This window comes from Hyphomonas sp., assembly GCF_018402285.1.
Lineage (GTDB): Bacteria > Pseudomonadota > Alphaproteobacteria > Caulobacterales > Hyphomonadaceae > Hyphomonas.
Window position 1 is genome coordinate 245,033 of record NZ_JAGYJH010000003.1, and the last position, 21,319, is coordinate 266,351.

Below are 21,319 nucleotides of genomic sequence, written 5' to 3' on the forward strand. Positions count from 1 at the left end.
GATCTTACATCCCCTGAAACCCTGCCCGTCAGGCTAGGATGGCCCCCCACCTGTCACCCCCCTGTTCAGGCCCGCTGCAGACTTTACGTTGCGTCGCACTAGGCGCGGGGCCATCCCGTGCTAGAACCCGGAGTCTCAATCAAATCCTCCCGCAGGCGAGCCTGATATCCCATGACCGTTATGTCCGACACCAATGCCCTGGAAGGCATGAAGCCGACCGAAAAAGTGAACGTCAAAAAGGTGTTCGGCCTCGACACCGCCATGGTGGTCCACGGCTTCAAGACGCGCACCGAATACGTGCCCGAGATCGATCCCGCCTACCGCTTTGATCCCCAGACCACGCTCGCCATTCTCGCCGGCTTCGAGCACAATCGCCGCGTTATGGTTCAGGGCTATCACGGCACGGGCAAATCCACCCACATCGAACAGGTTGCCGCCCGCCTCAACTGGCCGATGATCCGCGTCAACCTCGACAGCCATGTCAGCCGGATCGATATGGTCGGCAAGGATGCCATCGTCCTGAAAGACGGCGTCCAGATCACCGAATTCCGCGAAGGCATTCTCCCTTGGGCGCTGCAGCGTCCCGTCGCCATCGTGTTCGACGAGTATGACGCGGGCCGCCCGGACGTGATGTTCGTGATTCAGCGCGTGCTCGAGGCCTCCGGCAAGCTCACCCTGCTCGACCAGAACCGAGTGATCGCGCCCAACCCGTATTTCCGCCTCTTCGCGACGACCAATACCGTCGGCCTTGGTGACACGACCGGCCTCTATCACGGCACCCAGCAGCTCAACCAGGGCCAGATGGACCGCTGGAGCATCGTCACCACACTGAACTATCTCACTCATGACGCCGAGGTCGAGATCATCAAGTCGAAGGCCACCGGCGTGGAAGATCCCACCATCGCCAAGATGGTCACCATGGCAGACCTCACCCGCAACGCCTTCATGGCGGGCGACCTCTCGACCGTCATGAGCCCGCGCACCGTCATCACCTGGGCAGAAAACTTCGCCATCTTCGGCGATCTCGGCCATGCCTTCCGCATGACCTTCCTCAACAAGTGTGACGAGCTTGAGCGCCCCCTGGTCGCCGAGATGTATCAGCGCTGCTTCGGGGTGGAACTCCCCGAAAGCCCACTGATGGTGAAGGTCGCATAAGGAAGGCACGCGTCCCGCAAGGGTGACCCCATGGCAAAGGACACAAGCCCCCAGGAGCTGTTTAAAGCCGCGCTCGCCGCCACCACCAAGGCGATGAGCGCCGAGCGCGATATCGAGGTCGGTTTCGGCCCCGATACCGGCGACCAGGGCGCGCGCCTTGTGCTGCGCGCGCCTCCGGTGGAAGTCTCCGCCGAACTCGCCGCGCGCATCCGCGGTGAGGCCGACGCGCTCGCCCTGCGCCGCGCCCATCACGACACTGCCGCCCACCTCGCCAACCGTCCGCAGGGAGACACTCCGCGCAAGGTTTATGAAGCAGCCGAAACCGCGCGCATCGAAAGCCTCGGCGCCAATGCCATGGAAGGCACCGCCGGAAACCTCGAAGCCGTGCTCGATTTTCGCTGCCGGTCGACTAATTTCGGCCTCGGCTCGGAAGACCCCGACGCCGTCCTCGCCCCGGCGCTGGAATTCCTGCTGCGCGAGAAGCTGACCGGCCGCCCGCTGCCCGAAAGCGCAAAGCGCGTCGCTGACGTCTGGCGCGAAAAGGTCGAGGCGAACGCTGGCAAGGCGCTTGACGCCCTCACCGGCCAGCTTCACGACCAGGCCGAGTTTGCCCGCACCATCCGTTCGATCATCCGTGATCTTACCGCCTCCGACTTGCCGGGCGACGAGGCCGAGACCGAAGACGACGCTCCCTCCGAGGAGCAGGACGAGGAGCAGAACCAGTCGGGCGAGAACGACGCCTCCACCGAAGAGGAAATGGGCGCCTCCGCCGATCAGCTGGAAGCGGGTGAGACCGAGGACATTGACGGCGAAGAGGCTAATGTCACGGTCGATCAGGAAGCTGATCTGGATGCGGATGATACCCCCGACGAGGCCGAGGACGGGACCAAGCCCCTGCGCCCAAATTTCCAGGACGGGGACGATCGCAACCGCTTCAACTACAAGGTATTCACCCGCGCCCATGACGAGATCGCCAACGCGGCAGACCTCTGCGACGCCGAAGAACTCACCCGGCTGCGCGCCTATCTCGACCACCAGCTCCAGGGACTGCAGGGCGCCGTCGCCAAGCTTGCCAACAAGCTCCAGCGCCGCCTGATGGCCCAGCAGAACCGCACGTGGAGCTTCGATCTGGAAGAGGGCGTGCTCGACACCGCCCGCCTCACCCGCGTCATCACAGACCCCACCGCGCCGCTCTCCTTCAAACAGGAAGACGACACCAAGTTCCGCGATACGGTTGTCACGCTCCTGCTGGATAATTCCGGGTCGATGCGCGGGCGCCCGATCATGGTCGCTGCTCTGTGCGCGGATATTCTCGCCCGCACGCTGGAGCGCTGCGCGGTGAAAACCGAAATCCTCGGCTTCACCACCAAGGCCTGGAAGGGCGGTATCGCGCGGGAAGACTGGGTGAAGGCCGGCAAGCCCCAGGCCCCCGGTCGCCTGAATGACATCCGCCACATCCTCTACAAGCAGGCCGACGCGCCCTATCGCCGCGCGCGCCGGAATCTCGGCCTGATGATGCGCGAAGGTCTGCTCAAGGAGAATATCGACGGCGAAGCCCTCCTCTGGGCGCATGACCGCCTGCTGGCCCGCCCCGAGCAGCGCAAGATCCTGATGGTCATTTCAGACGGTGCCCCGGTCGACGATTCCACGCTGAATGTAAACGTCGGCAATTATCTGGAACGCCACTTGCGCCAGGTGATCGAGGAAATCGAAACCCGCTCGCCGGTCGAGCTCATCGCCATCGGTATCGGCCATGACGTGACGCGCTACTACAAGCGCGCGGTGACGATCGTCGACGCCGAACAGCTTGGCGGCGCCATGACCGAGCAGCTCGCCTCCCTCTTTGACGAGAACGAGCCAAACCCTCGCGCCATGTCCATCCCTCCGCTCACGGACCGCACCGTCCGCGGCGGCTCCGCCATTGTCGGCGCCGCATCCGGCGCCCCCAGTTACGGCCGCAAGGTAACCACGGGCAGGGACGTAAAGACGACGACACTGCAGGCGGTGAAACCGTCAGGGAAGAAGTAACGCCTGAACCCCTTCCCTGAGGGAGAGGAGGGGCCCATTGCGCAGCAATCGGGGGTGAGGGTTGCTTCAGCGAGGAAGGCGGCCGCCCTATTCTGCTTCCGTACACCCCCTCACCCGTGTCATCGCGGAGCTTGCGCAGCAAATGTCCGGGTCACAGAATGGCCAGCAAAGCCGCGCCGCAGACATCACCGCTGCCACCCTACCTGAAGGACCTACCCGTCCCGTTCAGGATCCTGAAGCGCCCGGCCCTCTGGACCGACGCGCCGCGGCGCGGCTGGACGAAGAAGCACAGGGGCAGGCTTGGGCGGGCATCAACAGCTCCTGAAACACAGGCTTGAACAAAAAGACGCCTCCCCTGAGGGTTAGGGGAGGGCGCTGGTGTTTGTGCCTGCGTGAAAAACTGGCCTAGTTCTTCCCGAACTTCCGGTCCCGCGCCGCCAGAAGGCGCAGCCGCAGCGCGTTCAGCTTTATGAAGCCCGCTGCGTCCTTCTGGTCATACGCGCCGTGATCGTCCTCGAAGGTCACGATCTTCTCCGAGTACAGAGAATAGGGCGACGATCGGCCGATCAGATAGGCATTGCCCTTGTAGAGCTTCATGGTGACATCGCCGGTCACGAAGCGCTGCGAATGGTCGATCGCCGCCTGCAGCATCTCCCGCTCCGGGCTCCACCAGAAGCCGTTATAGATGAGCTCGGCATAGCGGGGCATCAGCTCGTCCTTTAGGTGCGCTGCGCCCCGGTCGAGCGTCGCCTGCTCGATGCCGCGGTGAGCCACCAGCAGGATCGTCCCGCCCGGCGTCTCGTAAATGCCGCGCGATTTCATGCCGACGAAGCGGTTTTCCAGCAGGTCGAGCCGGCCTATGCCGTGCTTCTTGCCGTAAGCGTTGAGTTCCGTCAGCAGTGTCGCCGGGCTCATCGCCTCGCCATTGATGGCGCAGGCATCGCCCTTCTCAAAGCTGATGGTGATGGTCTCGGCCCGGTCGGGCGCCTCTTCCGGGCTGATCGTGCGCATGTGCACGAATTCTGGTGCAGGCTCAGCCGGGTTTTCCAGAACCTTACCCTCGGAGGAGGAGTGTAGAAGGTTCGCGTCCACCGAGAAAGGCGCGTCGCCGCGTTTGTCGGTGGCAATCGGAATGCCGTGCTCTTCGGCAAATTTCAGCAGGTCGGTCCGCGATTTGAACGCCCAGTCCCGCCAGGGCGCAATCACCTTGATGTCGGGGTTGAGGCCATAATAGCCAAGCTCGAAGCGGACCTGATCATTCCCCTTGCCGGTCGCGCCATGGCAGACGGCGTCGGCGCCGACCATATCGGCAATCTCGATCTGGCGCTTGGCAATCAGCGGCCGGGCAATCGAGGTGCCGAGGAGGTAGACGCCTTCATAAACCGCGTTCGCCCGGAACATCGGGAAGACGAAGTCGCGCACGAATTCCTCGCGCACATCTTCGATGAAGATGTTTTCCGGCTTCACGCCCATCTTCAGCGCCTTGGCGCGGGCCGGTTCCAACTCCTCGCCCTGGCCGAGATCGGCCGTGAACGTGACGACTTCACAGCCAAACTCGGTCTGCAGCCATTTTAGGATGATCGAGGTGTCTAAACCTCCGGAATAGGCAAGAACTACCTTTTTCGGAGCGGAAGCAGCGTTGGCCATAGGATTTTCTGTCGACTTTCTGGGGCGGAAACGGAGTTCTGTTGCCTTAAAGTCCCGCACCTGCCCTGACAAGGCGGCGCCTTACAGGGAATTTTATGGTTTCCTTCTGTTAGCTCCTTTATAGTAAATGCCAGATAGGCCCCTTGTTAACCTTTGGTGCCTCGGGAGAACGGGCTGATGCTGCAGGAGCCGCTGAAACCAGTCGAAACGGGCGATGCGCCTTTCCGTGCCCGCTTACGGGCGCGCGATGGCATGCGGCCCCAATCCACCCTCGCCATCCTCGCCGGTTATCAGCCCCGGGAAGAGGAGGCCACGCCAGCCCCGCGTGAGCGCCGCCCGCGCCCGGTTGCCACGGCCACGGCCGCCACAACAACAACGGTGCAGACCCGCTCCGAGCCGCGCCGCGTTCCGCCCGCCGGCCGCCCTGAAGCCTGGGCGCCCCCGCCACGCCCGGAAACAGTCCACCAGCGCGAGGAAATCCGCAAGGCGCCGGTCGTCATCGTGCCGCCGGTCGCCGAAACGCCTGAAGCTGACACTGATGAACAAGAACAGGCCACCGGCCTCGGCCGCTTCGGGGAATACTCCCAGCTCGCCTTTGCCGGTCTCGCCGTGCTTGGTCTTGCTGGCCTTTCCCTGCTAGCCATCGACAGCGCCCTGAACGGAAAGCCCGGCGTTCTGCCGGACGAGGGAGATGCTGCCTCGCGCGCCGATGCCGGCCCGGCCGTCCTTCCGGCTTCAGTCTCGGCTGTGGCCGTCCAAGAAGCGGCCACCCCACTTGGCACCGATGTCCAGCCCTGGTTCGATTACCGCGGCATGGCCGATTATCTCAAGACGCGGGTAGACGCATTCGAGGCCTCCGAGCGCGAAGCTGCACGCCTCCAGCAGGAAGACGCCCAGCGCCTTGCTTCGGCCGCCATTGCCGACGCAGAAGCCGGACGCCTCGCCTCTGCCGCCCAGGCCGATGCCGATGCGCTCATTGCCCGTGACGCCGCAATCGATGCCGAACGCCAGCGCCTGGCGCGGGAAGAGGCTGAGCGGATTGCCAATGAAGAGGCTGCCCGCCTGGCTGCGCGGGCTCAGGCCGATGCCGCCGCAAGGGCCGAGGCTGACCGGCTCGCTCGTCTGGAAGCAGATCGCGCCGCCGCCGCCTTTGCCGAGCAGCGCCGTGTGGCCGAGCTCGAAGCCCAGCGCGCAGCCGAAGTCGAAGCAACCCGCCTTGCCGAACTGGAATCGCGCCGGGTGGCTGCTGAGGCCGAGGCCCGCCGCCTTGCGGAAGTGGCAGCGCGCAATGCCGCCGCCCGCGCCGAGCAGAAGCGCCTGGCAGACCTTTCGGCCAAAAAGGCTGCCGAAGAGGAAGCCCGCCGGCTTGCTGCGCTCGACGCGCAGCGGACTGCCCAGGCTGCGGAGGCGCGCCGCCTCGCCGATCTTGAGGCCAAGCGCCTTGCCGATGCAGAAGCCCGGAGACTGGCCACCCGCAAGGCCGAGGCGCCAGCGATCACGCTTGCGGCGGCTGTTGCTGCACCCGCTGCCGCGCTGCCCGCCGTTCCGCCCAGAGCGCCTTCGCTCAAGCCTGCGTCACCGGCCGTCGTTCCGTCTGCACCATTTGAGCCTGTCACCCGAACCGGCCCCGCTATTCTCACGGCCCGTGCGCCCGAAGTACGCCCGTTTGTGGCCGGCCCGGCCGAAGCCCGGCGCGGCGCCGATGTGTTCATCGGCGAGCGGGTAGCCCTGACGGCCGGTGACACGATCAGCGCCGAAGCCATGACCCGGCTGCAGAAGGAATTTGCCCGTCTTGTGGTCATCAGCCCTGACGGCACCAAGCATCAGCTGGCAACCCCCGACGGTCGCCGGATCGACATCAGCTTCGAGCGGACACAGCTTGTCAGTGCAGGCGAAGCAAACCTGAGGACTGTTGGTTACACTGTGGGTAAGGGCGAAACTGTAAACCGCGCCTATGCCGAACAGCCGGTAGTGAACGTCTCCGTAATGTGCCGCGATATTGCCTATGCGCTGCCCGGTCAGGAGCGCGGCCGGTTCTCTGCCTGCCAGGGCGCAGACGGGCAGTGGATGCTCGCGCGCCTCTCAGCGGCGACGGCGGGCAACGTCTGAGCTTGCAGTTGCCTGCCGGCGGAAAGCCTGCAAAAGCAAAATCCATGCAGAACAAAGCTGTCTTCAAATTGCTGACCGAAACGGAATGGAAATCGGCCGAACTCGCCGGGCATGCCGCCAGCGCGCTCGATCTAGCAGATGGCTATGTCCATCTCTCTACGCGGCTGCAATTGGAGGAGACGGCCCGCCGCCACTTCTCCGGAAAGGGCCGGATCAAGCTCCTGAGGTTTGACAGTGATGCTCTCTCGCCCCTGCGGTGGGAACCGAGCCGGGGCGGGGACCTTTTCCCGCACCTTTATGCGCCGCTCGAAATTGTCAGCGCTGAAGCTGGATGGTGGCTGGAGCAGGGCGCTGATGGCGCGCCCTGCCTGCCGGAGGACATCTGATGATTTCTGCAACCGGTGCCCGGATTGTCCGTATGTTGCCGCCCGAAGTCGCACACACATTAACCATCCGTATGCTAACATATGGCGCGGGCGTTCCTGCACATGCGCCGCAGCTGCCGGTGTCGACACGGGTGGAGCTGCCCAGGTCCGGCCTGCGGCTCTGCTCGCCGGTTGGCCTTGCCGCAGGCTTTGACAAGAATTGCGATGTACCCGGCGCCATGGCCCGGTTCGGGTTCGGTTTCATCGAATGCGGAACCGTGACCCCAAAGCCCCAGCCTGGAAACCCCAAGCCACGCCTCTTCCGCCTGAGGGAAGACCGCGCGGTGATCAACCGGATGGGCTTTAACAATTACGGCCTCGACTATTTCGTCCGTCGCCTCGAAAAGTACAGGCATGACGTTCCGATCGGTGCGAATGTCGGCGCCAACAAGGATACTGAGGACCGGATTGGTGATTATGTGACTTGCATCGAAGCGGTTGCGCCGTATACCAACTATATTACGATCAATGTTTCCTCTCCCAATACGCCGGGCCTTCGAGGGCTGCAGGACAAGGCCACGCTGACACAGCTTCTGGCACGTTGCGGCGCAGCCGACCGGAAGGAGTTGCCCGTCTTCCTCAAGGTGGCGCCCGATCTCGATGCTGATGCGATCGCCGACATCTGCGGAGTGGTTCTGCGTGAAGGCGCCTGGCTCGCCGGTCTGATCATTTCCAACACGACGCTAGCCCGGCCACCCAGCCTGCGGAGCGAAGAAAAGTCAGAGGCAGGCGGTCTCTCCGGTGCGCCGCTGTTTCAGCCGTCCACGGAAGTCTTGCGCCTATTCGCGCGGACCTTAAACGGAAAGTTCGACCTGATCGGCGCCGGAGGCATCGGAACTGGCCGGGACGCATACGCCAAGATCAGGGCTGGCGCATCGGCCGTGCAGCTCTATTCCCTCATGGTCTATGACGGGCCCGGCATTGCCGCGCGGGTTGCGCGCGAGCTTTCCAACTGCCTTGCTGAGGATGGCTTCTCATCTCTCGCCGACGCCGTCGGCAAGGACCTCTAACCGATCGCGTCGATCCGGACGGCAACGCAGCCATCCATCGCAGTGATCGCAATGTATGTGTATTGCACATTCCGGACACTGACGAACTCCTGCCAGGCCTTGAACTCGTGATGCCTCCAGCTCGGATAGTTGAAATATTCATCAAACATCACGATCGTGCCGGGCTTCAGCCGGTCACCGGCCGTGTCGAGAATGTATTTCGTGCCGCCGTAAAGATCGCAGTCGATGTGCAGCAGGCTGATCGGGCCGGAGTTCGCCGAAAGGAATCCCGGCAGGGTCGCATCAAACCAGCCGACATGGAGCTTCACATTGGCGGGCACTTCGGGAAGCTGGCTTTTCTGCGTGAAGGCGCCGCGGCGCTCCAGATGGCCCGCCCAGTCTTCTGGCAGGCCCTCAAAGCTGTCAAAGCCGTTGACGGTCTTGGAAGTGCGTGCGGCGATCTGGCGGATCGAGTTGCCGCCAGCGACGCCGAACTCCATGACGAGGCCCTCGGCAGGCGCCTTCTCCATCAGGAAGGCGATGTAGGCGGGATAGTTCTCGAAGATCATCGCCTCAGGCATGTTTGCCTGGACATAATCGGCGGCCTCGTTCAGCGCGCGCAGCTGCAGTTGGTAGAGAAGGTTGCGGCCATAATTCTTGTAGATCACGCGCCGCAGGAGCCGCTGGACGAGGGAGCGCTTGGGCTTTGCGGGCGAAGGTCGGGCCATTGAGGGCGCTCCATGCTGGGATGAAGCGCCCTGTCTAGCGGCGCGCGGCCGGCGCCGCAATCAGTCGAGTACAACCACCTGCCGGGCGACGCTGCCCTTGTTGTCCTTCAGGTTTTGCATGGCGACGGTGATGCCGTCCAGGCCGATGCGGTCGGAGATCAGGTCGTCGAGGTGCAGGCGGCCCTGCTTGTAGAGATCGATCAGGCGCGGGAAGTCGATCCGGAACCGGTTCGAGCCCATGACCGCGCCCTGGAGGCGTTTCTCGGTAACGAGGAGCTCGATGCCGGGAATCTCGATGTTCACGCCCGGCGGGATCATGCCGATCACGGTGGCCACGCCGCGCGGGCGGAGCATGTGATAGGCCATCTCGGCGGTCTGCTTGGCGCCAACACATTCAAAGGAATAGTGAACCCCGCCTTTGGTCAGCTCCTTGACCTGTTCGATCGCGTTGCCCTTGGACGGGTTGACGATATCGGTGGCGCCAAAGCGGGTGGCGAGCTGGAGTTTCTGGTCGGAGAGATCGACTGCGATTATGCGGCTCGCACCGGCAATGGCGGCGCCATTGATGGCCGCAAGGCCCACCCCGCCGCAGCCGATTATGGCAACGGTTGAGCCAGGCTCAACCTGCGCCGAATGGAAGACCGAGCCGACGCCGGTGATGACGCCGCAGCCGATCAGGCAGGCGCGATCCATCGGCATGTCCTTGTCGATGGCGCAGAGCGTGTTCTCGTGCACGAGGATCTGCTCAGCAAAGGAGGAGAGGTTGAGGAACTGGCCGACCTTCTCCTTGCCGATGGAGAGGCGCGGATGTTCAGTGACGGCGCGCTGGAACTGTTCGCGGTTGACCGTGTGGCAGACAGACATGTGGCCGGTGAGGCAGTATTCGCAGGTGCCGCAGAAGGGGGAGAGGATCGAGATCACATGGTCGCCGGGTTTGACGGCCGTGACCATGGAGCCGACCTGCTCGACCACGCCGGCGCTTTCATGCCCAAGGATGACGGGCAACTCAGACGGGAAGGCGCCGTCCCAGAAGTGGACGTCCGAATGGCAGACACCGATGGCCTTGAGGCGGACAAGCACCTCACGCGGGCCTGGCTTGGAGATAGTCACGTCCTCGATTGACAGCGGCGCCTTGGGCGCCCGCATCACAGCAGCTTTCATGGCTTGGTTATCCTCCCGGTTGGTTCGCCTGTTTTCAGGCTTTATTTTGCCAAGTCTCGCGCAGGGTGGAGGATTTGGCCAGTGTGACGCGGCGTTACCCCGTCAACGCCCTCAGCACGGCCCGGGTTGTCTCATCGGCGGGGAAGAGGAGTTCCAGGCGCAGGTCGCGAATGGTCACGTCTTCGCTGGTGCCAAAATGCGCGATGGTGGAGAGGAAGCTCAGCTGCCCGGCGAGCGTTCGCAGCGTCAGTGGCACAAGCGGGCTGCGGACTGTATGGCCGGGCGGCAGGGGATGGCGCGCCGTCGCCGCCTCCAGCTCTGACAGCAGGTCGGTCAACACCTCATCATCAGCCGCCTCAAGCGCTTCAAGTTGAATGCGGCCCTGCATTTCGGCGAGCATTTCTGCAAGGTTCACGATGGAAGCTTCAGCGGCGTGGCTGCTCGTCAGCATCCGGATCAGATTGATCTCTCCGGGATCATCCTGCAGGGCGCTCAGGAGCGCTTTCGCCGTGGGGCTCGCATCGAGCACGTTCCAATGCCGGTCACAGAGGAGCGCGGGGTAGGGCGCGTGGCGCTCCATCATCTCGGTCAGGATGCGGCGGAACGGTCCGAGGGCCTCAGACGCCAGCGGAGAGGCGGGATACACAGCCGCGAAGCCGGCGGCCTGAAGCAGCGCGTTGCGCGCGCCGAGCGGCAGCAGAAGGCCTTCGGAAAGCTGGACCACCATTTCCCGGCTCGGGCTCGCCCTGCCGGTCTCAAGGAAGGAGAGATGGCGCGCAGAAATTTCGCAGGTCAGCGCCAAGTCGAGCTGGCTGAGCCGCCGGGCGGTGCGAAAACGGCGGAGGAGGCCCGGGAAGCTTCCGGCATCGGGCAGGGAAGTGAGCGTGCGCGCGGTCATGCGCCGCTTCATGCCATCGCGCCGTGGGACGGTCCATAACCTCAGAGGTAATTGAGATGCCTACCTCACACGCATCATGATGCCGTCATCAACCTTCTGAGCGATGGAGATGGGAATGCAGGGCCTCTGGAAAACTTGGATGACACTTTGGTGCTGGGCCGTGATCCTGTTCGGCATCATCCTGGCGGCGGGCGGCTTGCCTGAAGCGGACGGGGCGGTCGGGTTCCTCTATGGCCTGCTGGGCAATCTGGGCGCCGATGGCTTGCGGCTTGATGCGCCGGGACTGCGCTTCTCGGTCGCTCTGATGGGCGCGGTGACGATCGGTTGGGGACTGACGATCCTCTTCCTGCTGCCTGCCATTCACGCGGCTGGCGCGCCGGCCTGGCGCGGGCTCACGGCGGCGCTCGTGATCTGGTATGTGATCGATGGGGTCTTGTCCGTCGCGACGGGCTTTGCCCTCAACATACTGCCCAACACAGCGCTGGCGATTGCCTATCTGGTACCGGTGCTGGCCAGTGGCGCGCTGCGCGCCACTGGCCGTTAAGCGGGGCTATTCTTCAGAGACCGGCGCCGGAATGAGGCCGATGGCCCGGCCCATGACATGGAAGATCTCGTTCTGCTCGATCACGCCGGAGATGAGGTTGGCGCCCGGACCGGAGGCGAAGGCGGCCACGTCTTCGCCGGCATGGGTTTCCGAATAGAGCGGGACAAGGGATTGCTGGCGGAAGTCCGGCGTGCTGGTGTCGATGCCGGTGAGGTCATAGCGCTTGCAATCATATACAGGCTTTCCCTCTTCGTCCTTGCCGGTTTCGCGGCATGCGCCGGGGCCGTTGGCATAGGAGAGGGTGGTGTAGGGCATGCCGTCGGCGCCGAGTGATGCGCCCTCGGCAGAAGCGCCGGCTGTCACGATGCCAAGGATCGGGTTTCCGCGCTGGGGATAGCCGTTGATCGTCAGCGTGTGGGAATGGTCTGCCGTAACGATGATCAGCGTGTCTTCGCGGCTGGTGATCTCAAGAGCTGCCGCTACCGCAGCGTCAAAGGCGAGCGTGTCTTCGAGCGCGCGGATGGCGTTGCCGCCGTGATGTGCATGGTCGATCCTGCCGCCCTCGACCATCAGGACAAAGCCCTCCTCATTGCGCGACAGGCGCGTAATCGCGGCGCGGGTCATCTCCTCCAGGGAAGGTTCGCCGCCCTTGTCTGCTTCCCGGTCGAGTTCGTACTGCATGTGGGAAGGCTCAAACAGTCCCAGCACTTTTGCGTCCGAAGAAAAGTTTGCCGCGGCAAAGCCGGCCGTGTCGAAAAGGGTGATGCGCTCGCCGCCCTTGGCGGCCCATTCATCCATCAGGTTGCGGCCATCTGTGCGGTCACCCGTCTGGTCTGCATATTCCGGGTCTGGTGTTTCCTTGGGCAGGAATTTCGACCGGCCGCCGCCGAGGATCACGTCAAAGTCAGAGGCCGCGCCCTCGATCAGCTGGCGGGCGATGTCCTTGCAGGTATCCGAAGACGCCCCGCGCATGTCGCTGTCGGCTTCCCAATTACGGTGTGGCACCTTTGCAAAGGTCGCGGCAGGTGTGGCATGGGTGATGCGGGCGGTCGAAATGACGCCCGTTGCAAGCCCTGCGCGATAGGCAATCTCGAACAGGGTTTCGGCTTCCGTGCCGGGAACGCTCGCGCAATTGCCATAGCCTGCGGCGCTGCCGACATTGAGGACGCCGGATCTGGTCTTGAGACCGGCCGTCATCGCCGTCGCGGTCGCCGCAGAATCGGAGACCTGGTAGTCATGGCTGTAAGTCTTGGAGAGGGCAGACCAGGGCAGGGTTTCCATGGCGAGGCGGTAGCTTTCGCCATCTACCCCGGCCGACTGGCCCGCATAGATACGCGCCGCGGTGATCGTGGAGACGCCCATGCCGTCGCCCACGAAGAGGATGACATTCTTGGCCGGTTTGACACCGCGCTCGGCGATTCGCAGGTCCACCGCGTCGGCTGCGGATTTGTAATAGGCGTCTTCCGCCTGAACCGGGGGGGGCGGCGGATCGCCTGCAGGCGCCAGGGTTGCGGGCGCAGTGCCGGTGGCGACGGCGGCAGCGCAGGCGGCAGCCAGGGCGAGCGTGGAGACAAGGGCGGCAACGGCCAGGCGCATGAGGACCTCCTTCAGGCGATGATCACTTCTCCCGCGCTTAACCCAATCCTGTGACAGTGGCGAGAACTATGCCGCCGGCGGGACAGGCTGTCGCTGTGCCAGCCAGACCGCGACAAGGATCGTGGCCGCGCCCGCAGCCTGAAGGGCTGAGAGCGGTTCGTCGAAGAGCTGCCAGGCGATCGCGGCAGCGACCACTGGCTGGGCCAGGAGCAGGATCCCGGCAACGGCAGTGTTCGTCCAGCCAAGGCCTGATATGATCAGGCCTTGGCCCATGACATGTGCCACAATGGCGAGGAGCAGCGGCACGATGAAGCCGTTGGCGGTCAACGGCAAGACGCGTTCGCCTGCGAGATTGACGATACCAAACGCGACGATTGATTCGACCACACTCAGCCAGAAGATGGCTTCGATGCCGCTGAGGTTCCGGCGCCCGAGTTTTGAGAACATCATGTAGCCGGCAACGAAGCCGGCTGCGGCCAGCGCAAAGAGGTCGCCCTTGAGACCACCCGTGTGCAGCGCCGTTCCGCCCAGCGACAGGGCCGCTGCGCCGGTAATGGCAAGGGCGGCGGCGACAAACCAGTGCATGCCAGGGCGTTCCTTCAGGAACAGCCAGGCGACCACGCCGACGCCGACATTGCCCAGATTGACAATGAAGGTGGCATTGGAAACGCTCGTCATAGTCAGGGCCCAGTGCCAGAGGGCGATGTCGATGGCGAAGAAGGTGCCGGCCAGAATGATGAACTTATTGGGCGGCCGGGGCAGGCGGCGGTGGATCAGGAGGGCCAGGCCGAACAGGATCGGCGTGGCAAAAACATAGCGCCACATGGCAATCGCCTGGGGCCCAAGTTCATTGCCGAATTCATGAATACCGATCCGCAAGCCGATGGGCGCAAAGCCGATGGCAACGCCCCCGCCCAGAACCATGAGCGGACCCACCCAGTTGCGCGCCGGGGGGAGGGAAACGGGGGCTGGCACAGCAGCGGGAGGGATCTGGGTCATGCGGGCGCTGTCATGGCCCGAATATCTTGCGGCGTCATCCCCTCGGCGCGGAAGGCGACCAGACTTTTGTCAGCGTTGCGTTTGGACAGCTTCTTGCCATCGGCGCCCAGCAGCAGCCTATGGAAGCGGTAAACTGGCCTTGGCCAGTCCATAAGGGCTTGAAGCAAGGCGTGAATGGCCGTCACTTCCCGCAGGTCTTCCCCGCGCACGACATGGGTAATGCCCTGAAGGGCATCATCATGGCAGCAGGCCAGGTGATAGCTGGCGGGCGTATCCTTCCGGGCGAGCACAACGTCGCCGAAAGGGGAGGGGTCGGCAAGCTGGCGCAGGAGCCCGGCAGGCGTTTCCTCCAGATAGTGCAGGTCCTGCCAGGCCCTCCCCAGCTCCGCGCGGGCCGCTTCCAGAGACAGGCGCCAGGCAAAAGCGGCATTGTGGACGAGGCGCTGGGCTTCCTCATGGAAGAAGAGCGGGCGGCTGACAAAACGCGCCTCATCGGGATCGGCGCCCGCAGGCAGGCTGGCGGCGATTTCCCGCCTTGTCCGGAAGCAGCGATAGATCAGGCCGCGCGACTCAAGCCTGCCCAGAACGCCCCTATAGTCCGCAAAATGATCGGACTGGCGCCGCACAGGGCCATCCCAGGTGAGGCCGAGCCAGGCAAGGTCCTCAAGTATGCCCGCTTCAAATTCGGGTTTGCAGCGAACCTGATCAATATCTTCAACTCTCAGGCGAACCTTGCCGCCTGCTGCATCTGCTGCAGCCCAGACATTGAAAGCCGACACCGCATGCCCAAGATGCAGGCGGCCAGTGGGAGAAGGCGCGAAACGCGTGATATAGTGAGACATCGGCGCCCTTTAGCGGTGTTTCCCTGTTGCAAGAAACTCGCAGGAAACGTATCGCCTTGAACCAGATGAGGTAAACTCCGATGTCGATCTCCGGATGGGCGCAAACTGCAGAAAACTGGCTTGTGACGCATGTGCCCGGCGCCGACTGGCTTATCCTGTTCGGCGCAGTGATGGCTGTTGTCACGGCGCTTTTATTGGTGATCTGGGTTCTGCGGCTTTCGGTCCGTATCCTCAGCACGCTGGCAAATGAAGGCAAGGCGCACGCTGCGCGCCGGCGCAACGCCCCGGGTTTCCGTATCCTGATCGCCCCGCCCGCGGAGGACCGCGCCGCCGGGAAATGGCTCCATGCCGCACTTGCGCAATATCTGCCGGTTTTCAGCTTCGGCGCGCCATTCGGCCTCGTCAAAATGGGCGCTATCCGGGGCGGGCTGGAAAGCCGCTCGGTGGCCCGCGCCCGCAAGCGCATGGCCAAGGCCGATGCAGACATGTTCCTCTGGGCCAGCCGGACCGGCAATGGCGAGCGAGGCTTTGAGCTTCATGGCCTCAGCCGTGGCGGTGGTCTCACCCCTGCCGAAGCGCGCCTGTTCACCATCGCGCTGCCAGGTTCCCGCAAGGTGCGCTCCGACGATCTTGCCCGCGCGGCGAGCTATCTGATCACCAAGCAATTACAGCCCGCTTTGAGCGACCCGCAGGCGTTCCGGGCGGAAAAGATCCGCCAGCTGGCGACCGATCTTGACGCCCTTCTGGCCGGGCAGCCGGCGATTTCGCCGACCTTACGCGCCGAGATCGAGGCTGATTTCTGTGCCTCGGGCGTGCGCGTTGCCGAGGAACTCGGCGATGTGACGCCGCTCGACAAGGTTATCGTCATGCGCCGCCAGCATCTAGATGCGGCCAGCGAAGCGGCCGACACGGGCAAGGTCATTCAGGCGCGGCTGGAGCTCGGCCGGGCCCTGATCGTGCGCGCCGAGAAGCAGTTCGACCAGAATGTCGTGCGCGAAGCCATTGCGCAGCTGTCACTGGCGGTTGAAGGCCTGCGGGCTGATCCGATGATCCTCAAGGCACAGTCGGCCTCGGACGCGCTTTTCAAGGCGCAATCAATGATCGAGTCCCGCAAGCGGTTCTCGCTGAACTTCGGCTCCTGATTTTTACTGAGTTCAGACCGGCTGGGGCAGTGGGCAGATCACGCCCGTTCCGCCGATGCCGCAATAACCGTTCGGGTTCTTGGCGAGATATTGCTGGTGGTAGTCCTCGGCGAGATAAATCGTGCTGAGCGGTTTGACTTCGCTGGTCACCTTGTCACGGTGGCCTGAAGCGGCGAGCGCCTTCTCATAGTCTGCAATCATCGCGCGAGCGGTCGTTTCTTGTTCTGGGGAGAGGAAATAGATGGCGGAGCGATATTGTGTGCCAATATCATTTCCCTGACGCATGCCCTGGGTCGGGTCATGGCTTTCCAGGAAGAGTTTGACCAGGGCAGCAAAGCTGATCTCCTTGGGATCAAACTGCACTTCGACGATTTCTGTGTGCCCGGTGCGGCCAGAGCAGACCTCTTCATAAGTGGGATTGGGCGTAATGCCGCCGGCATAGCCAACCCGGGTCAGCCAGACGCCGGGAGTTTTCCAGAAGATGCGCTCGGCGCCCCAGAAACAGCCCAGCCCGAAGATGGCCGTTTCGACGCCCTCGGGCGGGGCTGCTGCGAGCGGCCGGCCAAATACGAAATGCGTCTTGGCAGTTGGAATCGCAGTCTCACGACCCTTGAGGGCGGTATCGGCGGTCGGCAGGTCGAGGTTTTTCTTCATGAAGAGCATGGGCGGGGGTTCCTTCTCTGCAGGCGGATATGGGTATTGATGAGTTTTATGGCAATCACATGCTTGCGGGGCGGCGGGTCATCCGGTATCTCGCACGCTTCCTGCTTACGGGCCGGAACGGAGAGGTGGCCGAGTGGTCGAAGGCGCACGCCTGGAAAGTGTGTAGACGGCAACGTCTCCAGGGTTCGAATCCCTGTCTCTCCGCCATATATTCTCTTGTCCGACCCGGACACATAGGTAACAGAACGTTCCGGAGAGATAGGTTACAGTTTCGCCCCGAACGGGTTATCGACAGTTTGTAGTGTCCTTGCCTCGAGATCAACATATCCGAGGTCATATTGCATGAACGAGACGAGCCAGATGCCGTCCTCGACTTCTTTCAGTCCGACGCGCTGACCGGCGAGCACGGTGGAGATGTTGATTTTCTTCCGGTGCATGCAGAGGCGTCCGCAGGCAGTGATCAGGGCATCGTGATCGTGGAACGGATACTCGATCTCCGGCAGGCCGCTGAAGGGGCGCGGTGACGGGGTGCAGACGCTCGCCGGGCAAGCCATGGCGAGCCCTTAATGAGGCCGTTCGGTGTTGAACTCCTGGATGAAGTGATCGAAGCGGTCCTGCTGCTGGAGATGATTTGCGGCGGCGGGCTTTGTCGTCTCATTCTTCAGGGTGAGATGCATGCGTTCGTAGCGGCGCCAGCCAGTATTTTGTCTAGTGTTTCTCGAAGCGTGACAGTAGCTTCACTACGCAAGCTCAGGAGGCGGCACGTTTTTTGCGGTTTGACGGCTGGCGCTTTCTGTAATTGGCCGGGCCGGATACGCCAGCCTAGACTGTGGGCATGTTGCGGAGCCGAAGAATCCACTCAATGATGAAAAAACTCGTGCGCAAACCTACTGTTGACAATTTGGACGCTGTGGCCGGTGCGCACAGTCAGCAGCCGCCTGAACACAGCTTGAAACTCGCTTATTTTGCGGGCGACGCTACGAATCCAACTGTCCGCCTGCGTATTCGCTCGTTCATGCGAAACGCAGTGAATGTGATTGGGTTCACGTTCCGAAGGGATAAGTTTCACACTGATTTTGTGCCGTTCTGGGAAAACATCGAGCTCGGCCGGACCAAGGATCGCAACTACCTCCAACGCCTGGGTGCCATTCTCCTCGCCCTAGGTCCGATTTGGCGTAACCGGGCCCAGTTGCGTGATGTAGATGTGCTCTATGCTAGGCTCTTCGATGCAGCTTTCCTTGCCCTGCTTGCGCGATACCTGCTTCGGCTTGACGCAAAACTGGTCTATGAAATCGAGGATGTTCAGCAGATCTTTTTCAGGAAATCGGTCGCCGCTGAGGTGTTTAGATTTCTGGAACGCAGAATCCTCGCATCAGCTGATCTCGTTGTCTTGCCCTCGCCTGGCTTTGCTGAAGGTTACCTTCAGCCCATCCAGGGATATGACCGCCCCTATTTCTTGCTTGAGAACCGAATCCAGCTTGATGAAATCCCGCTAAATGATGCACCCCCCTCGGCGCGCGCGCAAAAGTGGCGTCAGGAGACAGACCGCTGGGTTATCGGTTGGTTTGGAACGCTTCGTTGTCCAAAGAGCATGCGTCTCCTGTCAGAAATCGCTGACAGACTAGGTGACCGGGTTCTCATCTACACGCGCGGCTACCCCACCGAAACCGGGCTGGACGCGTATATGGAAATCGTCAATCGCCATCCGAACTGGATTTATGAAGGCCCCTACATGATGCCAGACGACCTGGAGGATATCTACGGTCGGGTCCATTTCGTCTGGTGCTTAGATTTTCTTGACGAGCGGGGCAATTCTGAACTCCTTTTAGCCTGTCGTATGTATCATGGCGGCTATTTCGGCGCCCTGCCGATCGTCGCATCGCAGTCCCAGATGGCGCGCCATCTCAGCCCGCACGGCATCGGCCATCCTGTTTCCGCCCCATACGTCGATGATGTATGCTCGCTGATCGAGGGCATGACCCCGGCGCGCTATTATGCCGAGCGTGAGGCGGTCCTTACCCGCCGCGATGAACTCTTCTTGGAGGACGGTTCGGGCACCAGGGCGCTGCTGGAGCGGATTGCCGGCAAGTGACACGACACCAGTCAAATACTGGTCGAGAGAGACGCGGAAAGGCCTGACCGGATCCGGGAGGCATAGAAGCCGAGCGTTAACCAGCGAAAACCGCGTCATTTGGATAAAGCTTGGCCAGGTCGACCGCGCTGGCCCGGTCGCGGGCCAGGTCGATCAGCTCGGCTACGCTCTCCCGATTGATCAGCGTCGGCGATACTCCGAAGTTGAATACGGCGCAATTGCGAGCAGCCAATTCGTTGGCCTCTGGCTCTGACCTTGGCGATTCCAGCATCGCGATCTGGGAGCCTGATACATCGGCAAAGATATGTGCCAGATCCAGGATCCGCCTGCTTTCCGAGATCTGGTTCACGACCTTTACACGCTCGCCAGCGCGCGGCGGTGTGGCAAGCGCACCTTCTATGCACTGCAGAGCGTCCTCAATATGGATGAAGCCGCGCGTCTGCTCGCCGCTCCCATAGACCGAGATCGGTTTTCCGAGGGCGGCCTGCACTGCGAAGCGGTTCACCACCGTCCCGTAGATCGTGTCATGGTCGAACCGGTTGGCCAAGCGAGGATCCCGCCGTGTCTCGGCTGTTGTCACGCCCCACACCGTGCCTTGGTGAAGGTCTGTTGCGCGAAGGCCGTTCTTGGCAGCGAAATAGGCCAAGCCAAGGTGGTCGAGCACTTTGGTGAGATGGTATTTCGAAACCGGGTTGAAGGGGTGCAACATTTCTTGCTCAGGCCCCAACTGACCCTTTGGCCCAACACGGCGCACTTTGAGGTAGCCCTCCGGAACCTCGTAGCCGAGTGTTTCGTAGCCATACACGCCTATGGAGCCAAGATGGACCAGATGGGCATCAACCCCTGTCTCGACCAGGGCGGCTGCGATATTGATCGTAGCCATGAGATTGTTGCGAATTGTGTAGCGTCCCGCTGCAGAGGACATCATTGAATAGGGAACCGAGCGCTGTTCGGCGAAGTGAACGACGGCGTCCGGCCGGAACTCGGCGACCAGGTTTGCGAGCGCGTCAAAATCCTCGGCCACGTCGATCTTGTGGAAAGTAATCGGTCCCCCCCCCGTTTCGGCCCAGGCCGCGCAGCGTTCCTCCGGCAAAGCGATCGGAATCAGACTGTCTATGTCCTGCTCAAGATCGATGCGCCGCCGGGAGAAATTGTCGACGATGGCAACAGTGCCTCCCCGCTCGGACAGCCGCAGAGCCGTGGGCCAGCCACAATATCCATCTCCCCCCAAGATTAAAACACGCATCTCCAAGGCTCCGTTCTTTAGCTTAAAGGGCATAACAGCAACAGGCGTGCCATAAGAAAGCCAGGGCGCCGGCTGGCATGACCGTCACCGAGTGTTAGGGCTTTGCTTCCACTCTGCAGCGAGCGCACCCGTCAATTGAATATTTCGAACAGGTTTCTACCGTTCCCAACATATTCAATCATATTTACGGGCCTGGTGAACTTGGCAATAGAGCATCGAAACGCAGCAGTGTGTTCAGGCAGGTCGCGCAGTCCGAACCCACAATAATCAGCGAAAGCGGTCTGGTACTTGCCGTCCAATGAAGGTTGCATTCAGATCGGACTCGGCCGCGCTTAACGCGTCTTGAGTGGCCATTCTAGAGGAAAATTTGATCATCCGATGCTCTACGATCCTGTAAGAAAGTTTCTCTTCATTCATATCTGGAAGACTGGCGGAGAGTCTGTGGTTGCCGCGCTGCGGGAGTCCTGCCCGCTCTATTTTTCCAACAGATATATAAACAAGGCCATCCGATTGGCCCCAAAGCCTGCCCAAGCGGTGCTGGGGTGGCGTGCGCGTCTTGTTTGCGGTCAGCACTTCACCGCCGAAGAGGTGCGCCGGCAGATGCCACCCGATAGGTTTGATGAGGCCTTCAAGTTTACCTTCGTGCGCAATCCTTGGGATTGGCAGGTTTCCAACTATGCCTACGGCTTTCAGACGAAGGCGCATGGCCAGCACAGGATCATTCGCGAGCTTGGCAGCTTCGAGAAGTACATCCGCTATCAGTATGAACAGCGCGCGCCAGCGCAGTGCAGTTTCATTTTTGGCGCCGATGGACAACGTCTCGTCGATTTCGTGGGCCGAACTGAAAACCTTGACGAAGACTTCCATAAGATATGCAAGACGATCGGCTTGGAGGCGCAGTTGCCTTTGCTCAATGTATCGAACCGCCGCCGTGACTGGCGCAGCTATTACACAGAAGAAACGAGGGCCCTGGTCGCAGAGTTGTTTCGTGGGGATCTGGAGGAGTTCGGATACAGCTGGGAAGATTAACGGCGATCCCTTACGAAAGTGCCTTT

General features: G+C 62.2%; 18 protein-coding genes, 1 tRNA gene and 1 pseudogene. 10 read left to right on the top strand and 10 right to left on the bottom strand.

Features of this window, described 5'->3' with window-relative positions; genetic code table 11:
- The first annotated feature begins 171 nt into the window (after positions 1-171).
- On the top strand, positions 172-1,155 hold the full coding sequence (cobS, locus tag KG722_RS03660) for a cobaltochelatase subunit CobS (RefSeq protein WP_213269555.1): 984 nt from the start codon (positions 172-174) through the stop codon (positions 1,153-1,155).
- A gap of 30 nt (positions 1,156-1,185) precedes the next feature.
- A complete protein-coding gene (gene cobT / locus KG722_RS03665) occupies positions 1,186-3,183 on the top strand; it encodes a cobaltochelatase subunit CobT (protein ID WP_213269556.1) in 1,998 nt (665 codons plus the stop codon).
- Between the two features lie 405 nt (positions 3,184-3,588).
- On the opposite strand, the gene KG722_RS03670 is transcribed toward cobT, so the two are convergent.
- Positions 3,589-4,830 carry an argininosuccinate synthase gene (locus tag KG722_RS03670; protein ID WP_213269558.1) on the bottom strand — a complete coding sequence of 414 codons (1,242 nt, stop codon included), beginning with the start codon at positions 4,828-4,830 and terminating at the stop codon, positions 3,589-3,591.
- A gap of 177 nt (positions 4,831-5,007) precedes the next feature.
- Here KG722_RS03670 and KG722_RS03675 point away from each other — a divergent pair, with 177 nt between their 5' ends.
- From KG722_RS03675 to KG722_RS03685, 3 genes are read left to right on the top strand one after another with little or no spacing between them, the layout of a single operon-like run.
- On the top strand, positions 5,008-6,939 hold the full coding sequence (locus KG722_RS03675; RefSeq protein WP_213269560.1) for a hypothetical protein: 1,932 nt from the start codon (positions 5,008-5,010) through the stop codon (positions 6,937-6,939).
- Positions 6,940-6,983: 44 nt separating this feature from the next.
- Positions 6,984-7,325, top strand: a complete 342-nt coding sequence (locus KG722_RS03680; protein WP_213269562.1) for a DUF952 domain-containing protein — start codon at positions 6,984-6,986, stop codon at positions 7,323-7,325.
- The gene (locus tag KG722_RS03685) at positions 7,325-8,374 is read left to right on the top strand and encodes a quinone-dependent dihydroorotate dehydrogenase (RefSeq protein ID WP_213269564.1); all 1,050 of its coding nucleotides are present in this window, start codon (positions 7,325-7,327) and stop codon (positions 8,372-8,374) included. Before KG722_RS03680 ends, KG722_RS03685 begins: the two co-directional genes overlap by 1 nt.
- Here KG722_RS03685 and KG722_RS03690 read toward each other — a convergent pair.
- The 3 genes from KG722_RS03690 to KG722_RS03700 all read right to left on the bottom strand — a co-directional run bounded on the left by KG722_RS03690 (position 8,371) and on the right by KG722_RS03700 (position 11,140).
- Positions 8,371-9,081: a class I SAM-dependent methyltransferase gene (locus tag KG722_RS03690; RefSeq protein WP_213269566.1), complete on the bottom strand. Its 711-nt coding sequence runs from the start codon at positions 9,079-9,081 to the stop codon at positions 8,371-8,373. The two genes, KG722_RS03685 and KG722_RS03690, sit on opposite strands and share 4 nt — an antisense overlap.
- A gap of 60 nt (positions 9,082-9,141) precedes the next feature.
- Entirely contained in the window at positions 9,142-10,242 is a 1,101-nt protein-coding gene (locus KG722_RS03695; protein ID WP_213269568.1) for a Zn-dependent alcohol dehydrogenase, read from the bottom strand.
- Between the two features lie 94 nt (positions 10,243-10,336).
- On the bottom strand, positions 10,337-11,140 hold the full coding sequence (locus KG722_RS03700) for a helix-turn-helix transcriptional regulator (RefSeq protein WP_213269570.1): 804 nt from the start codon (positions 11,138-11,140) through the stop codon (positions 10,337-10,339).
- Between the two features lie 139 nt (positions 11,141-11,279).
- Here KG722_RS03700 and KG722_RS03705 point away from each other — a divergent pair, with 139 nt between their 5' ends.
- Complete coding sequence (locus tag KG722_RS03705; protein WP_213269572.1) at positions 11,280-11,684, top strand: hypothetical protein; 405 nt, start codon at positions 11,280-11,282, stop codon at positions 11,682-11,684.
- Between the two features lie 6 nt (positions 11,685-11,690).
- On the opposite strand, the gene KG722_RS03710 is transcribed toward KG722_RS03705, so the two are convergent.
- From KG722_RS03710 to gluQRS, 3 genes are all read right to left on the bottom strand, one after another.
- A complete protein-coding gene (locus tag KG722_RS03710) occupies positions 11,691-13,280 on the bottom strand; it encodes an alkaline phosphatase (protein ID WP_213269579.1) in 1,590 nt (529 codons plus the stop codon).
- A gap of 66 nt (positions 13,281-13,346) precedes the next feature.
- On the bottom strand, positions 13,347-14,279 hold the full coding sequence (locus tag KG722_RS03715; RefSeq protein ID WP_213269581.1) for a DMT family transporter: 933 nt from the start codon (positions 14,277-14,279) through the stop codon (positions 13,347-13,349).
- Positions 14,276-15,121 carry a tRNA glutamyl-Q(34) synthetase GluQRS gene (gluQRS, locus tag KG722_RS03720; protein WP_213269583.1) on the bottom strand — a complete coding sequence of 282 codons (846 nt, stop codon included), beginning with the start codon at positions 15,119-15,121 and terminating at the stop codon, positions 14,276-14,278. Before gluQRS ends, KG722_RS03715 begins: the two co-directional genes overlap by 4 nt.
- Positions 15,122-15,201: 80 nt before the next feature.
- Here gluQRS and KG722_RS03725 point away from each other — a divergent pair, with 80 nt between their 5' ends.
- Positions 15,202-16,263 carry a hypothetical protein gene (locus KG722_RS03725; protein WP_213269585.1) on the top strand — a complete coding sequence of 354 codons (1,062 nt, stop codon included), beginning with the start codon at positions 15,202-15,204 and terminating at the stop codon, positions 16,261-16,263.
- A gap of 12 nt (positions 16,264-16,275) precedes the next feature.
- Here the strand turns inward: KG722_RS03725 and msrA are convergent, their stop codons facing one another.
- Positions 16,276-16,926 (bottom strand): peptide-methionine (S)-S-oxide reductase MsrA, encoded by a 651-nt coding sequence (gene msrA, locus KG722_RS03730; RefSeq protein WP_213269587.1) that lies wholly within the window; start codon positions 16,924-16,926, stop codon positions 16,276-16,278.
- A gap of 119 nt (positions 16,927-17,045) precedes the next feature.
- Between msrA and KG722_RS03735 the strand changes: the two genes are divergently transcribed.
- Positions 17,046-17,133 (top strand) — tRNA-Ser (locus KG722_RS03735).
- 56 nt (positions 17,134-17,189) lie between these two features.
- On the opposite strand, the pseudogene KG722_RS03740 reads toward KG722_RS03735, so the two are convergent.
- A pseudogene (locus KG722_RS03740) lies at positions 17,190-17,615 on the bottom strand (IS481 family transposase); the annotation flags it as partial.
- A gap of 173 nt (positions 17,616-17,788) precedes the next feature.
- Between KG722_RS03740 and KG722_RS03745 the strand changes: the two are divergent.
- Entirely contained in the window at positions 17,789-19,018 is a 1,230-nt protein-coding gene (locus KG722_RS03745) for a glycosyltransferase (protein WP_213269591.1), read from the top strand.
- A gap of 76 nt (positions 19,019-19,094) precedes the next feature.
- Here KG722_RS03745 and KG722_RS03750 read toward each other — a convergent pair whose 3' ends face one another.
- The gene (locus KG722_RS03750) at positions 19,095-20,264 is read right to left on the bottom strand and encodes an NAD-dependent epimerase/dehydratase family protein (protein WP_213269593.1); all 1,170 of its coding nucleotides are present in this window, start codon (positions 20,262-20,264) and stop codon (positions 19,095-19,097) included.
- Between the two features lie 378 nt (positions 20,265-20,642).
- Here KG722_RS03750 and KG722_RS03755 point away from each other — a divergent pair, with 378 nt between their 5' ends.
- Positions 20,643-21,293, top strand: coding sequence for a sulfotransferase family 2 domain-containing protein (locus KG722_RS03755; RefSeq protein ID WP_213269595.1), 651 nt, complete (start codon positions 20,643-20,645; stop codon positions 21,291-21,293).
- Positions 21,294-21,319: the final 26 nt, after the last annotated feature.